Origin of the sequence: Mesorhizobium sp. YC-39, assembly GCF_025753795.1 — a bacterium.
GTDB lineage: Bacteria > Pseudomonadota > Alphaproteobacteria > Rhizobiales > Rhizobiaceae > Mesorhizobium.
In genome coordinates this window covers 565,555-578,543 of the sequence record NZ_JAOWPS010000001.1, presented here as the reverse complement: position 1 = coordinate 578,543, position 12,989 = coordinate 565,555, and the positions used below count along the sequence as shown (strand labels likewise).

16 protein-coding genes are annotated in these 12,989 nt (G+C 62.2%); 4 read left to right on the top strand and 12 right to left on the bottom strand.

The features are described from left to right. Positions 1-17 precede the first annotated feature (17 nt). Both OHD62_RS02805 and OHD62_RS02800 read right to left on the bottom strand, forming a co-directional pair. A complete protein-coding gene (locus tag OHD62_RS02805) occupies positions 18-1,802 on the bottom strand; it encodes a sensor histidine kinase (protein WP_318528587.1) in 1,785 nt (594 codons plus the stop codon). A gap of 150 nt (positions 1,803-1,952) precedes the next feature. Further along, positions 1,953-2,654: a response regulator transcription factor gene (locus OHD62_RS02800; RefSeq protein ID WP_081609615.1), complete on the bottom strand. Its 702-nt coding sequence runs from the start codon at positions 2,652-2,654 to the stop codon at positions 1,953-1,955. Between the two features lie 341 nt (positions 2,655-2,995). Between OHD62_RS02800 and OHD62_RS02795 the strand changes: the two genes are divergently transcribed. The 4 genes from OHD62_RS02795 (at position 2,996) to OHD62_RS02780 (ending at position 6,646) form a co-directional block, all read left to right on the top strand. Beyond that, positions 2,996-4,606, top strand: a complete 1,611-nt coding sequence (locus tag OHD62_RS02795; protein WP_263780771.1) for a phosphoenolpyruvate carboxykinase — start codon at positions 2,996-2,998, stop codon at positions 4,604-4,606. An 87-nt stretch (positions 4,607-4,693) separates the two neighbouring features. After that, the gene (arfB, locus tag OHD62_RS02790) at positions 4,694-5,131 is read left to right on the top strand and encodes an alternative ribosome rescue aminoacyl-tRNA hydrolase ArfB (protein WP_263780770.1); all 438 of its coding nucleotides are present in this window, start codon (positions 4,694-4,696) and stop codon (positions 5,129-5,131) included. Positions 5,132-5,210: 79 nt separating this feature from the next. Further along, positions 5,211-5,684: a peptidoglycan-binding protein LysM gene (gene lysM / locus OHD62_RS02785; RefSeq protein ID WP_263780769.1), complete on the top strand. Its 474-nt coding sequence runs from the start codon at positions 5,211-5,213 to the stop codon at positions 5,682-5,684. Between the two features lie 344 nt (positions 5,685-6,028). After that, complete coding sequence (locus tag OHD62_RS02780) at positions 6,029-6,646, top strand: alpha-ketoglutarate-dependent dioxygenase AlkB family protein (RefSeq protein ID WP_263780768.1); 618 nt, start codon at positions 6,029-6,031, stop codon at positions 6,644-6,646. 14 nt (positions 6,647-6,660) lie between these two features. On the opposite strand, the gene OHD62_RS02775 is transcribed toward OHD62_RS02780, so the two are convergent. The 10 genes from OHD62_RS02775 to hisB form a co-directional block, all read right to left on the bottom strand. Then, a complete protein-coding gene (locus OHD62_RS02775; protein WP_263780767.1) occupies positions 6,661-7,110 on the bottom strand; it encodes a GtrA family protein in 450 nt (149 codons plus the stop codon). A gap of 67 nt (positions 7,111-7,177) precedes the next feature. Then, on the bottom strand, positions 7,178-8,137 hold the full coding sequence (gene coaA / locus OHD62_RS02770; protein ID WP_263780766.1) for a type I pantothenate kinase: 960 nt from the start codon (positions 8,135-8,137) through the stop codon (positions 7,178-7,180). A gap of 24 nt (positions 8,138-8,161) precedes the next feature. Next, positions 8,162-8,488, bottom strand: a complete 327-nt coding sequence (locus OHD62_RS02765) for a phosphoribosyl-ATP diphosphatase (protein ID WP_263780765.1) — start codon at positions 8,486-8,488, stop codon at positions 8,162-8,164. Between the two features lie 70 nt (positions 8,489-8,558). After that, positions 8,559-9,350 (bottom strand): imidazole glycerol phosphate synthase subunit HisF, encoded by a 792-nt coding sequence (hisF, locus tag OHD62_RS02760; protein ID WP_263780764.1) that lies wholly within the window; start codon positions 9,348-9,350, stop codon positions 8,559-8,561. After that, positions 9,350-10,186 carry an arginase family protein gene (locus tag OHD62_RS02755; RefSeq protein ID WP_263780763.1) on the bottom strand — a complete coding sequence of 279 codons (837 nt, stop codon included), beginning with the start codon at positions 10,184-10,186 and terminating at the stop codon, positions 9,350-9,352. Before OHD62_RS02755 ends, hisF begins: the two co-directional genes overlap by 1 nt. Then, positions 10,183-10,932 carry a 1-(5-phosphoribosyl)-5-[(5-phosphoribosylamino)methylideneamino]imidazole-4-carboxamide isomerase gene (hisA, locus tag OHD62_RS02750; protein WP_263780762.1) on the bottom strand — a complete coding sequence of 250 codons (750 nt, stop codon included), beginning with the start codon at positions 10,930-10,932 and terminating at the stop codon, positions 10,183-10,185. The genes OHD62_RS02755 and hisA overlap by 4 nt, the downstream gene beginning before the upstream one ends. Before the next feature lie 2 nt (positions 10,933-10,934). Beyond that, a complete protein-coding gene (locus OHD62_RS02745; protein WP_263780761.1) occupies positions 10,935-11,225 on the bottom strand; it encodes a DUF1330 domain-containing protein in 291 nt (96 codons plus the stop codon). Positions 11,226-11,236: 11 nt separating this feature from the next. Then, positions 11,237-11,887, bottom strand: coding sequence for an imidazole glycerol phosphate synthase subunit HisH (gene hisH, locus OHD62_RS02740; protein WP_263780760.1), 651 nt, complete (start codon positions 11,885-11,887; stop codon positions 11,237-11,239). Between the two features lies 1 nt (position 11,888). Beyond that, positions 11,889-12,362 carry a DUF2628 domain-containing protein gene (locus OHD62_RS02735; protein ID WP_263780759.1) on the bottom strand — a complete coding sequence of 158 codons (474 nt, stop codon included), beginning with the start codon at positions 12,360-12,362 and terminating at the stop codon, positions 11,889-11,891. A gap of 4 nt (positions 12,363-12,366) precedes the next feature. Continuing rightward, on the bottom strand, positions 12,367-12,966 hold the full coding sequence (hisB, locus tag OHD62_RS02730) for an imidazoleglycerol-phosphate dehydratase HisB (RefSeq protein WP_263780758.1): 600 nt from the start codon (positions 12,964-12,966) through the stop codon (positions 12,367-12,369). Between the last annotated feature and the right edge of the window lie 23 nt (positions 12,967-12,989).

The window sequence follows — 12,989 nt, the reverse complement described above, 5'->3', positions numbered from 1 at the left end:
CTTTTTGGGATCATGCTTCAGCCTTCGGCCGGCAGCGTGACGACGAAGCGCGCGCCCTTGATCTCGCCGGGCTTGGTGCCCGGGATGTTCTCGGCGGTCAGCGTGCCACCATGAGCTTCGACGATCTGCCTGGATATCGACAGGCCAAGGCCGGAATTCTGGCCGAACGCCTCGCCGGCGGGCCGATCGGTGTAGAAGCGTTCGAAGATGCGGTCGATGTTGTCGGCCCGGATGCCGGGACCATTGTCGTCGATGGTGACGATGTTGACCTTGCCGGCACGCTCCAGCGAAATAGCGATGTGGCCGCGCTCCTCGGGAACGAAGGAGCGGGCATTCTCGATCAGGTTGGTGATGACCTGGCCGATCCTCAGATCATGGCCGGTGACAAAGTAGCCTTTGACGCCCTGCGGCAGCTTGGCGACCTTGAGCTCGATCTCGACCGACTTCTTGTTGCGCGTGGTTTCACGCGACACGGCGACGAGGTCGGTGATGAATTTCTTCAGATCCACGGTTCCCGCGTCTTCCCGCGCCAGCTCGGCGTCGAGGCGGGAAGCATCGGAAATATCGGTGATGAGACGGTCCAGGCGGCGCACATCGTGCTGGATGATCTCCATCAGCCGGCCGCGCGAATTGTCGTTCTTGGCCAGCGGCAAGGTTTCCACCGCGCTGCGCAGCGAGGTGAGCGGGTTCTTCAGCTCGTGCGAGACGTCGGCCGCGAAACTCTCGATCGCTTCGATACGGGCATAGAGCGCGTTGGTCATGTCGCGCACGGCGATCGACAGATTGCCGATCTCGTCCTGACGGTCGGAGAAGTCCGGGATTTCCTCGCGGTTCTTGACGCCACGCCGCACCCTGACCGCCGCAGCAGACAGCCGGCGCAGCGGGTTGGCGATGGTCGAGGCCAAAAGCATCGACAGGATGGCGGTGACGAGGGCAGCGATGCCGAAGACGCGCAGGATCGCCTTGCGCTCGGCCGCGACGATCTTGTCGATGTCGCCGCCTTCGGTCGACAGCATCAGCACGCCAAGCACAGCGCGGAAGCGCTGGATCGGCACGGCGACCGAAACGATCTGCTCGCCCTGTTCGGAAATCCGCACAATGGTCGACGGGCTGCCGGTGAGCGCCTTGACCACCTCCGGAAATGCCGCGCCATTGCCGCCCGGCTGCTCGTGGTAGACCGGCAATTCGGTGTTGCGGAAGAAGTCGAAGACGAATTTCTGGATGCGCTCGACAAGGTCGGGCTCTTCCTGTTCGACCGGCGGCAGGTCGTAGCGAAGGATCTGGCCGCGCGAATAGAGATGGCGGGAATCGAGCAACAGGTTGGCGTCGCGGTCGTAGATGCGGGCGCGCGTGCGCGTCGGCGAGATCAGCCTTCTCAGCACAGGCGCGACGCGCTCCGGATTGATCGGGAAATCCAGATTGTCGAGCTGGTCAGAGCCGGGGCCAAGGCTTTCGCCGGCTTGCAGTTCGAGCAGCTTTTCCGGATCGATGCTGATCGAATCGGTCTCGACCGTGGCCGAAGCCGCGATCGCGCCAGCGATGATCTCGCCCTGCGTCATCAAGCTTTCGACCCGGGCATCGATCAGCCCGTCGCGGAACGTATTGAGGTAGAGAATGCCGGTGACCAGCACGGCCAGGCCGGCTAGGTTGAGAAAGAGGATGCGCCGCGTCAGGCTGGAAAAGATATGATGGCCGAGGAACCGGCGCATCGGCACCGTGATTTTCGACAGGAATGCCGGCAGAATCCGCGACGGGCGCCTGGCAGCGCCCGCCCTTCTAATCCGCTCTACGTCCACTGCCATCGAATAGCAGTTCCCTGCTTAGTAATTAGTGAGTAGTGAGTAGGCAGTAGGAAAGAGAGAAATGGTTGGCTGAGATGGCGGCGATGCATGAGTGGCCGCTCGCACCATTCAAAACTGACTACCGACTATTCCCTACTGCCTACTGCCTATTCATGCTTCGCGGAACCGGTATCCGACTCCGTAAAGGGTTTCGATCATCTCGAAGTCATCATCGACGGCCTTGAACTTCTTGCGCAGCCGCTTGATGTGACTGTCGATGGTGCGGTCATCGACATAGACCTGCTCATCATAGGCCGAATCCATCAGCGCATCACGGCTTTTTACCACGCCGGGACGCTGAGCCAACGAATGCAGGATCAGGAATTCGGTGACGGTCAGCGTCACCGGCTCGCCCTTCCAGGTGCAGGTGTGGCGCTCCTGGTCCATGACAAGCTGGCCGCGCTCGAGCGAGCGGGCCTGCTGGTTGGGCGTCTTGGCCGCCGCCTCGCGGGCGCTGGCCCGGCGCAGCACGGCGCGGACCCGCTCGACCAGAAGACGCTGCGAGAAAGGTTTGCGGATGAAGTCGTCGGCGCCCATCTTGAGGCCGAAAAGCTCGTCGATCTCGTCGTCCTTGGAGGTCAGGAAGATCACCGGCAGGTCGGATTTCTGACGCATCCGGCGCAGGAGCTCCATGCCGTCCATGCGTGGCATCTTGATGTCGAGGATGGCAAGATTCGGCGGACGCGCCGCCAGACCTTCCAGCGCCGACGCCCCATCCGTGTAGGTCTCGACGCGATATCCCTCCGACTCAAGGGCGATCGACACCGACGTCAGAATGTTGCGGTCGTCGTCGACAAGCGCGATTGTTGCCATTTCAAGCGGCTCCCTCATGAGCTGTCCCTTCTTTAGGTAGAGAAGGGGCTTTTGCAGGACAAATTAGGTACAAAATGTGGCATAGGCTTCGTTCGCTGTCACCAGCGGCATGGCGGCGGCCACAACAGCACCTCGATATGGATTGGACGAACAGCGATCGCCAATCCTTTGGGCAACTGCCGAACTTTTCGCACATATAAACGATTTAAACAACTTTCAAAATTTTTAAATCGATTAATGATTTGATATCATTCGTCTTTTCTGGTTTTCACCCTTAAAGCCCTGTTCTGGGTTCCGGAAATTCGCCGGCCACGATGCGGCAAATCGAAGAAGGGACACTCATGTCGGAAGCCGGCAAACGCAATCCAGCATACCCGATCGATCGAATCGGCCTGAGGACCTCAGGCATGGTGCGCTACAATTTCGAGGCGCCCGCCCTTTATGAGGAAGCGATCCGCCGCGGGGAGGCCCGCCTCACCGCGCATGGCGCGCTCGTCGCCGAGACCGGACAGCACACCGGACGCTCGCCCAAGGACAAATTCATCGTGCGCGATGTCGCCACCGAGCCGCATGTGTGGTGGGACAACAACAAGGCGATCTCGCCGGCGCAGTTCGACACGCTGCTTGCCGATTTCCGCGCGCATGCGGCAGACAAGGACCTTTATGTGCAGGACCTGGTCGGCGGCGCCGACGAGAACCTGAAACTGCCGACCAGGGTCATCACGGAGCTTGCCTGGCACTCGCTGTTCATCCGCAACCTGCTGATCCGCCCGCGGACCGCCGAACTCGAGTACTTCGTGCCCGACATGACGATCATCGACCTGCCGTCTTTCCGCGCCGACCCGATCCGCCACGGCACCCGCACCGAAACGGTGATCGCCGTCGATTTCTCGCGCATGATCGTGCTGATCGGCGGCACTTCCTATGCCGGCGAAATGAAGAAGTCGGTGTTTACCGTGCTCAACTATTTGTTGCCGGCGAAGGGCGTCATGCCGATGCATTGCTCGGCCAATGAAGGTGCCGACGGCAACGCCGCCATTTTCTTCGGCCTGTCGGGAACCGGCAAGACGACGCTGTCGGCCGATCCCTCGCGTGTGCTGGTCGGCGACGACGAGCACGGCTGGGGTCCGCACGGCATCTTCAATTTCGAAGGCGGCTGCTATGCCAAGACGATAAAGCTTTCGGCGGAAGCCGAGCCGGAGATCTTCGCAACCACCCAGCGCTTCGGCACCGTGCTGGAGAATGTCGTGCTCGACGCGGCTCGCGTGCCGGATTTCGACGATGGCAGGCTGACCGAGAATACCCGTTGCGCCTACCCGCTCGACTTCATTGCCAATGCCAGCAGGACGGGGCGTGCCAACCATCCGAAGAACATTATCATGCTGACCGCCGACGCCTTCGGCGTGATGCCGCCGATCGCGCGGCTGACGCCGGCGCAGGCGATGTACCATTTCCTCTCCGGCTATACCGCCAAGGTGGCGGGAACCGAAAAGGGCGTGACCGAACCCGAAGCGACGTTCTCGACCTGTTTCGGCGCACCGTTCATGCCGCGCCATCCATCGGAATACGGCAATCTGCTGCGCGAGCTGATCGCCCACCACGGCGTCGATTGCTGGCTGGTCAACACCGGCTGGACCGGAGGCGCCTACGGCACCGGCAAGCGGATGCCGATCAAGGCGACGCGGGCGTTGCTTGCCGCCGCCCTCAACGGCTCGCTGAAGACGGCCGATTTCCGCACCGACGCCAATTTCGGCTTCGAGGTGCCGGTGGCGGTCGCGGGCGTCGATCCAGCCATTCTCGATCCGAGAACGACCTGGACCGATACGTCGGCCTATGACCGGCAAGCGGCCAGGCTGGTCGGCATGTTCGCCGTCAATTTCGAAAAATTCGAGATCCATGTCGACGCCACGGTGTTGGGCGCGGCACCGCGCCTGCAGGAAGCCGCCGAGTAAACGCTTCAGGCAGACTGAACGCGTTGCAAAGGCCCGACCCGGGGATCGGGCCTTTTCTTTTTCCATTTGCCGCGCCATGACTGCGGCATGAATGCCGACGACAAGATCATTATTGCCGACGATGCGGTGATCCATCCGGATGACCTGCACGAGGATTTCATCCGCTCTTCCGGCCCGGGCGGCCAGAACGTCAACAAGGTGGCGACGGCGGTGCAGTTGCGCTTCGATGCGGCCAATGCGCCGGGCCTGTCGGAACGCGTGCGCGCGCGGACCATAAAGCTTGCCGGCCAGCGCGCCACCAAGGACGGCGTCATCGTCATCGAGGCCGGGCGTTTTCGCACGCAGGAGCAGAACCGGGCGGACGCGCGGTCAAGGCTGACAGCGCTTGTGGCCAAGGCCGCCGAGCCACCGCCGCCACCGCGCAAGAAGACGAGGCCGTCGAAAGGCGCGGTCGAACGCCGCCTCAAGACGAAAGCCGGGCGGTCGACGGTGAAAAAGCTGCGTGGCCGGGTGGCTGACGATTAGCGAGACGCGGCCGAAACGGCTTCCAATTCAAAGTTGCAGATGGCAAGTTCGATATCGGCCACAGCAAGGGAGACCACAGATGGGCATGTTTGATTTCGTCAAGGGCGTCGGCAAGAAGCTTGGCTTCGGCGGCGATGAGGCGGAGCCGACCGCCGATACGCTGAAGAAGGAACTCGATTCGCACGACCTCGGCACCGATAATGTGGAAGTCGTCGTCAAGGGCGACACGGCCGTCCTGAAAGGCGTGGTCAAGGACCAGTCGATCTTCGAAAAGGCCGTCATCGCCGTCGGCAACACGCTTGGCGTGTCCAAGGTGCAGGCGGACGAATTGCAGGTCGCCACACCCGAATCCAACGCGCCCGCGACGCCGGCCAAGGAACCGACCTTTTATACGGTCAAGAAAGGCGACAACCTGTGGAAGATTGCCGAGAAGAGCTATGGCAAGGGCAAGGGCGCGAAGAACAACATCATCTTCGAGGCCAACAAGCCGATGCTGGCGCATCCGGACAAGATCTATCCGGGGCAGGTCCTGCGCATACCGGACCTCGACTAAGAGACCGTTTGGGAACTTTACTCCGGCGGCCATCTGATGGCGTTTTCTGCGCTTACTGCAGCGCCGCGCGTCTTGGACGCGCAAAGGACGCTGCAGCACTTTGAATCTGCGCATGATCCTTTCCGAAAATCGATTTCGATTTTCGGGGTCATGCGCGAAGCTCACGGACCCAAATGTCCGCTGCGCTCCGGTTCTCGAAACCACCACCATATGACTCGCCGGAGCGAATTTCGAAACAGTCTCTGAGCAATCGCAAACTCGAGAAGAACGGCGGCTTTCGGGTCGCCGTTTCTGTTTGTTGGTGGCATTGTTCGCCAGATGAACCCGATGAAGCGACCAAGCTGATGCTCGTTTTACCCAAAGGCGTTCGCCACATGCCCGGCTACCTGTCGCGCTCGGTGCAAGAGGCGCTGGTCGAGGAAGTGAGACGGGTCGTGCAGGAGGCTCCCCTGTTCGTGCCGGCGATGCCGCGCACCGGCAAGGAGATGAGCGTGCGCATGACCAATTGCGGGCCGCTCGGCTGGGTCACCGACAAGGAGCGCGGCTATCGCTACCAGCCGACGCACCCGGTGACCGGCACGCCGTGGCCGCCGATCCCCGATGTGCTGATGGAGCTGTGGCGCGCGGTGTCGGCCTATCCGCATGCGCCGGAGGCCTGCCTGGTCAATTTCTATGCGCAGGACGCGAAGATGGGTCTTCACCAGGACCGCGACGAGACCGATTTCTCGGCACCGGTCGTCTCCGTTTCACTGGGCGACGATTGCCTGTTCAGGGTCGGTCAGAATACGCGTGAAGGCGGCACGAAGTCGTTCAGGCTGAAGAGCGGCGATGTCGTGGTGCTTGGCGGAGAAGGCCGCCTCAGCTTTCACGGTGTCGACCGCATCTATCCGTCGACCTCGGCACTGCTCAGGAATGGCGGGCGGATCAATCTGACGCTGCGGCGGGTGACGCTGCCTGGCTAGCGTTTCACCGCCGGTCACTTGTCCTGGCGTGCCGTGGAGCGGCCGGAAAAGATCCAACGATCGAGAACGACAAAGTTGACCACGGGAATGAGAATGCAGGTGAGCAGTATCGGAACCGAGACGGGCAGGCCGAATTGCCCGACGAGAAGCGCTGGCAGGAGATAGGCAACGGCAAGGCCGCACCCGGTCAGCACAGCGAAACGCGGCGCCTCGAAGCGATGCGAACCGGCCGACATAAAGGTGAAGAACTTGTGGCCGAGATAGGAGAATATCGCCGCGACCGCATAGGCGGCGAGGGAGGCCATGGCCGGCGACAGATATCTCGACCCGGCACTGGTAAAGAGGCTGGCGCAAAGCGCGTAGACGACCGTAGCGGCAAGTCCGACCGAAGCAAATTTCAGCAACCGGCGCGGCGCAAATGTGGTGCGCCAGGCGGAAATGTCAGGCAGGCGCGTTGCAGGCATATTGGTCACAGACCGCTGGAGGTCGAAAGCTAATCGCGATAGGCTAAGGCGCCGTTAACCGACGCCGCTACAATTTCCTCAGCGCTACTTCCTCGACCAGATGATTGGCGCCCTTGCGCAAGATGAGGTCGGCACGGGCCCTGGTCGGCAGGATATTCTCGCGCAGGTTCTTCAGGTTGATGTTGGCCCACAGGCCTTCGGCGATGGCGCGGGCCGCTCCTTGCGAAAGCTGCGAATAGCGGTGGAAGAAGGAGTCCGGGTTGCGGAAAGCGGTCTCGCGCAGCCGCATGAAGCGCTGGATATACCATTGGTGGATCAGCTCTTCCTCGGCATCGATATAGATGGCGAAGTCGAAGAAGTCCGACAGGAACGGCACGATCTTGCCGTCCTTCGGCAGCTTGCCCGGCTGCAGGACGTTGATGCCCTCGAAGATCAATATGTCCGGCCGGTCGATGGTCTGAAACTCGCCCGGAATGACGTCATAGGTCAGGTGCGAATAGACGGGCGCGCGGACATTGCGCTGCGCCGACTTGATGCCGGACAGGAAACGCAGCAGCGCCCCGACATCATAGCTGTCCGGGAAGCCTTTTCGTTCCATCAGATTGTCGCGGCGCAGGATCTCGTTCGGCAAGAGGAAGCCGTCGGTGGTGACGAGATCGACCTTGGGGCTCGAGGGCCAGCGCGCCAGCAATTCCTTGAGCACGCGCGCCGTGGTCGATTTGCCGACCGCGACGGAGCCGGCAATGCCGATGATGAACGGCGTCTTGACCACATCCTGCGCGTTGAAAAAAACCTGCCGTTGCCGGAACAGGAGCTGACTGGCCTCGACATGCGCCGACAAAAGTCGCGACAGCGAGAGATAGATGCGCTTGACCTCTTGGAGATCGACCGGATCGTTCAGCGAGCGCAGGCGATTGATTTCATCTTCGCTGAGCGTCAGCGGCGTGTCGGCGCGAAACTGCGACCATTGCTCAGCCGAGAAGAAACGATAGGGCGAATACTTCTCGGTGGGAGCGAGCTGGTCCATCGAGTTTCCTGCCCTCCGCAGCAATTAGCCCCGGTCCTGCCGAGACGCCTTTTCGGCGATGCCCGAACGCCCGGTGCGGGCTTCGAGCTCGTTGAGCACGTCGCTTAGCGGAACACCTGCGATGCCGAGCACGACGAGCCAATGATACATAAGATCAGCACTTTCCGAAACGAGAGCCTTTTTGTCGCTGCGGACGGCCGCGATCACCGTTTCGACCGCCTCTTCGCCAAGCTTCTGCGCGGCCTTGTCGATGCCTTTGGCGAACAGCTTCGCCGTCCATGAATCCGGGTCGCCGGAATGGGCGCGTTCCCTGATGATTTTCTCCAGATCGGACAGCGAAAACTCAGCCATGCGCGTCATCTATCTGCTTGTTTAAGAATGATCTTTTCCGAAAACCGGTTCGCTCTTTTCGCGACCATGCTTACGACCGATCAACGGACGAGTCCAGCCGCATAGGCAGGCCGGCTCTGGCCATATGCGCCTTGGCCTCGGCGATGGAGTATGTGCCGAAATGGAAGATCGACGCCGCCAGCACCGCACCTGCGTGGCCGTCGCGAATGCCTTTGACCATGTGATCGAGCGTACCGACGCCACCGGAAGCGATGACCGGTGCGCGCACCGCGTCGGCTACCGCGCGGGTCAGGGCAATGTCGTAGCCGGCCTTGGTGCCGTCGCGATCCATCGAGGTCAAAAGGATCTCGCCGGCGCCGCGTTCGACCATCCGCTGAGCGAATTCGACCGCGTCGATGCCGGTCTTTTCGCGGCCGCCATGGGTGAAGATCTCCCAGCGGTCAGCCTCGCCCTTGCCGGAGACTTTCTTGGCGTCGATGGCGACCACGATGCACTGGTTGCCGAACTTGTCGGCGGCTTCGGTGACGAAATCCGGGTTTTTCACCGCCGCCGTGTTGATCGACACCTTGTCGGCGCCGGCCAGCAGCAACTTCCTGATGTCGGCGACCTGGCGAACGCCGCCGCCGACCGTCAGCGGCATGAAGCATTGCTCGGCGGTGCGGGCGACGACATCGAAGATGGTTTCGCGATTGTCCGATGAAGCGGTGATGTCGAGAAAGCAGAGTTCGTCGGCGCCGGCGGCATCATAGGCCTTGGCCGCCTCGACCGGATCGCCGGCATCGACCAGGTCGACGAAATTGACGCCCTTGACGACACGGCCATTCTTGACGTCGAGACAGGGGATGACGCGGGCCTTCAGCATCAGCGGCTCTCCACTGTTGCGAGCAGATCGGTGAGCAAGCGGCCGACCAGCGGCGGCACATCCGCCTGCGCATCGAATGCCGGATCAAAGGCCGAAATGGTCACGCCTGAGATGGGCAATGAACGCGCCATGACGCAGACCGCCTCGCGCAGCTGGTCCGGTCCCGGCCCACCCGGATGGGTATAGCGGTTGGCTTGCAGGTCCTGCGGGTCGTGAACATCCAGATCGAGATGCATATGCGCCCGGACCGAGCCTGCTGCCTTTAGCCGTTCAGCGGCTTTGGCTGCGTCCGGGCATTCCGTTCGAATGACCGGCAGCGTCTCCAGCAACAGCCTTTCGGCCGGGTCAAGGTCACGGGCATTGACCAGGACGCAGCGGGACGGATCGATGGCATGGAAGCCAGGAATGGCCGACGCCATTGGCCGCCAGCAAAGTCCGAGCACCGTTGCCAGCGCCATACCGTCGAGAAAGCCGTATATCGATGTTTCAGGCGTGTTGAGGTCGCCATGCTGGTCGGCCCAGATGATCGCATCGGCGTCCTCGCCGGCGACCGCGCCAGCGCAGGTCAGGCAGTTGCCTGCAAGAACGATGGGAAACCGGCCATTGTCACGGGCAGCCCGAACTTCGGTTGCAACGGCATTGCAGACCGCGAAGCCCGTTGCAATTTCGCGCTCCTGCGTGTCGCCGACCTTGCCGATATCCTTGACGGCGATGTCGTGACCGGCCAGCGTCATGGCTTCGACCAGCCCGCCGGTGACGAGTGCATCTGGCCCCTGGCCGCAGCCGCCGTGATAGTGGCCGCTGTCATAGGGTGCGAGGATGATCGAGAGTTTCATCGTCCCCTCGCCTTCTCCGGACCAGACGCCAGGATCGCCAGCGCCTCTGCCGGATCGATGCGGCCGTCATAGAGCGCACGGCCGGAGATGGCGCCTTCGAGTTTGCGCGCATCCGGCATGGTCATGCGCACGATGTCGGCGATCGAGGCGAGGCCTCCCGAAGCGATCACCGGGATCGACACCGCCTCGGCGAGATCGATGGTGGCGTCCCAGTTGATACCGGTCAGCACCCCATCGCGGTCGATGTCGGTGTAGATGATGGCGGCGATGCCGGCGCCCTCGAATTTTTTTGCCAGTTCGATGACGCCGAGGCTGGAGGCCTCGGCCCAGCCCTCGACCGCCACCTTGCCGCCCTTGGCGTCGATGCCGACGGCGATCTTTCCCGGAAACGCCTTGCAGGCCTGCCTGACCAGATCGGGATCGCGCACCGCGACAGTGCCGAGAATGACCCGGGCAAGCCCGCGGTCGAGCCAGTCCTCGATCTGCGCAATCGTGCGGATGCCGCCGCCGAGCTGAACCGGGTTCTTCGTCGCCTTGAGGATGGCGCCGACCGCCGCGCTGTTGACGCTCTGGCCCTTGAAGGCGCCATTGAGGTCGACAACGTGCAGCCATTCGAACCCCTGCTCTTCGAAGGCTCGGGCCTGTGCCGCCGGATCGTCATTGTAGATCGTCGCGGTCGCCATGTCGCCGTGCTTCAGGCGCACGCATTTACCGTCCTTGAGGTCGATGGCCGGGAACAGGATCACGATCAGGCGCCCTCGACGATGACGAAGTGGCCGGTCGATGCCGCCAGCCGGAATTTCAAGGCTTCCTTGTACTCAGGCGATTCGTAGCAGGCGAGCGCCGTTTCGTAGGACGAGAATTCCACTACCACATGGCGGTTGCCCGTCAGCCCTTCGGGATTCGTGTAACGCCCGGCCCGCACGGGGTACTTCGCGCCATATTTGGCGAAGGCTTTTGCGTTGGCCTCTATGTACTGCTTGTAGACGTCGGGGTCGCGGACATCGATCATCGCGATCCAGTAGCCCTTCTTGCTCATGATTTTCTCCTTCAGGGCTTCCACCTCAGGAAATTGGTGATCAGCGCCAGGCCAAGCGCCTGGCTCTTTTCGGGGTGGAACTGCGTGCCGGCGAGATTATCGCGGGCGACAGTTGCCGTGACGGGGCCACCATAATCGGCAACCGCCAGCACCTCATCCGGCTTCTGCGCATCCAAATGGTAGGAATGGACGAAATAGGCGTGCAGTCCCCCGGCGCCGGTCGGAATGCCGGAAAACAGCGGATGCTTGCGCTTGAGCTCGATCGTGTTCCAGCCGATCTGCGGGATTTTTAGGTTTGGATCGGCAGGTGTGATCTCCTTGACGTCGCCGGCGACCCAGCCGAAGCCTTTTGTCACCGTCTTTTCCAGACCACGCTCCGACATCAGCTGCATGCCGACGCAGATGCCGAGAAATGGCCGCCCCTTGGCGATCGCGACCTCCTCCACCGCATCCCACATGCCCTCGACGGCACGTAAGCCTGCCGCGCAATCGGCATAGGCGCCGACGCCGGGCAGCACGATGCGGTCGGCGGTACGGACGCGTTCGGCATCGGCGGTCAGGTCGATGGTCGCGGCAATGCCGGCTTCGTGCGCAGCGCGCTCAAAGGCCTTGGTGGCCGAGCGCAGATTGCCCGACCCGTAGTCGATGATGGCAACCCGCATGTCAGGGCTTTCCCGGAATATGGGTCAATCCCAGCGTCATGCCCATCTGCGCCGGCCGGGCAAGGGCGGCGTCCGGAACGATGCGCGGCATAGGCGCCTGTTCGTCGGCTCGAGCATCGGCTTCCAGCGCATAGCGCGTATCGGCATCGTCGAGCCTGTCGGCCTCGACCACGCCCCATTCATGCCAGCCACGGCGGCGCAGCGCCCCGATCCGCAAGGCCGCCCCTTCCAGCCCGACGTAGAGCGACACCAGCAGTGACAGCAGCGAGCCGGCGAGCCCGAGGCCCAACTTTTCGGCAAGCATCGAGAGAACGGCCATGACGACAAAGGCGAGCGCTGCTTCTATCCACAAGCGATGCCAAAGCAGCCACAGTGGCGGCACCAGGAAGCCGAGCCAGGAAAAGCCGTCCCGGACAAAGGCCGTATCGGGCTTCTCACTGCTACCCGGCGGTTCCATCACGACATAGATGGCCATCAGCCTATCCCTTCAGAGACCCCTTGGTGGAAGGAACCGCGTCCGGCTGGCGCGGGTCAGGTTCAAGGGCTGCCCGCAACACGCGGGCCACCGCCTTGAAGCAGGTCTCGGCGATGTGGTGATTGTTGGCGCCATAGTGGTTGGTGACATGCAGCGTGACGCCGGCATTCTGCGCCAGCGCGTGGAAGAATTCGCGCACCAGCTCGGCGTCGAACGTGCCAATCTTCGGCGACGAGAAGGAAACGTTCCAGACCAGGAAAGGGCGGCCGGAGACGTCGATGGCCGCCCTGGTCAGCGTCTCGTCCATGGCGAGATCGATCGAGGCATAGCGCATGATGCCGCGCCGCTCGCCCAACGCCTTGGCCAGCGCCTGACCGAGCGCGATGCCGGTGTCCTCGACGGTGTGGTGGTCGTCGATATGCAGATCGCCCTTGGCCTTGACCGTCATGTCGATCAGCGAGTGGCGCGACAACTGGTCGAGCATATGATCGAAGAAGCCGACTCCCGTCGCGATATCGGACTTGCCTGAGCCGTCGACATGGACCGATACGGAAATATCGGTTTCCTTGGTCTTGCGGCTTATCTCGGCGGAACGGGGCGCCATGATCTTGTCCTTGTCCCAGGTTT

Coding starts and splice junctions, on each gene's coding strand:
- OHD62_RS02755 (WP_263780763.1), bottom strand. CDS start 10,186: ATGAAACTCTCGATCATCCTCGCACCCTATGACAGCGGCCACTATCAC.
- hisH (WP_263780760.1), bottom strand. CDS start 11,887: ATGCGGGTTGCCATCATCGACTACGGGTCGGGCAATCTGCGCTCGGCC.
- OHD62_RS02795 (WP_263780771.1), top strand. CDS start 2,996: ATGTCGGAAGCCGGCAAACGCAATCCAGCATACCCGATCGATCGAATC.
- OHD62_RS02745 (WP_263780761.1), bottom strand. CDS start 11,225: ATGAGCAAGAAGGGCTACTGGATCGCGATGATCGATGTCCGCGACCCC.
- hisB (WP_263780758.1), bottom strand. CDS start 12,966: ATGGCGCCCCGTTCCGCCGAGATAAGCCGCAAGACCAAGGAAACCGAT.
- OHD62_RS02765 (WP_263780765.1), bottom strand. CDS start 8,488: ATGGCTGAGTTTTCGCTGTCCGATCTGGAGAAAATCATCAGGGAACGC.
- OHD62_RS02780 (WP_263780768.1), top strand. CDS start 6,029: ATGCTCGTTTTACCCAAAGGCGTTCGCCACATGCCCGGCTACCTGTCG.
- OHD62_RS02800 (WP_081609615.1), bottom strand. CDS start 2,654: ATGGCAACAATCGCGCTTGTCGACGACGACCGCAACATTCTGACGTCG.
- arfB (WP_263780770.1), top strand. CDS start 4,694: ATGAATGCCGACGACAAGATCATTATTGCCGACGATGCGGTGATCCAT.
- OHD62_RS02775 (WP_263780767.1), bottom strand. CDS start 7,110: ATGCCTGCAACGCGCCTGCCTGACATTTCCGCCTGGCGCACCACATTT.
- hisF (WP_263780764.1), bottom strand. CDS start 9,350: ATGCTGAAGGCCCGCGTCATCCCCTGTCTCGACGTCAAGAATGGCCGT.
- OHD62_RS02735 (WP_263780759.1), bottom strand. CDS start 12,362: ATGGCCATCTATGTCGTGATGGAACCGCCGGGTAGCAGTGAGAAGCCC.
- OHD62_RS02805 (WP_318528587.1), bottom strand. CDS start 1,802: ATGGCAGTGGACGTAGAGCGGATTAGAAGGGCGGGCGCTGCCAGGCGC.
- lysM (WP_263780769.1), top strand. CDS start 5,211: ATGGGCATGTTTGATTTCGTCAAGGGCGTCGGCAAGAAGCTTGGCTTC.
- coaA (WP_263780766.1), bottom strand. CDS start 8,137: ATGGACCAGCTCGCTCCCACCGAGAAGTATTCGCCCTATCGTTTCTTC.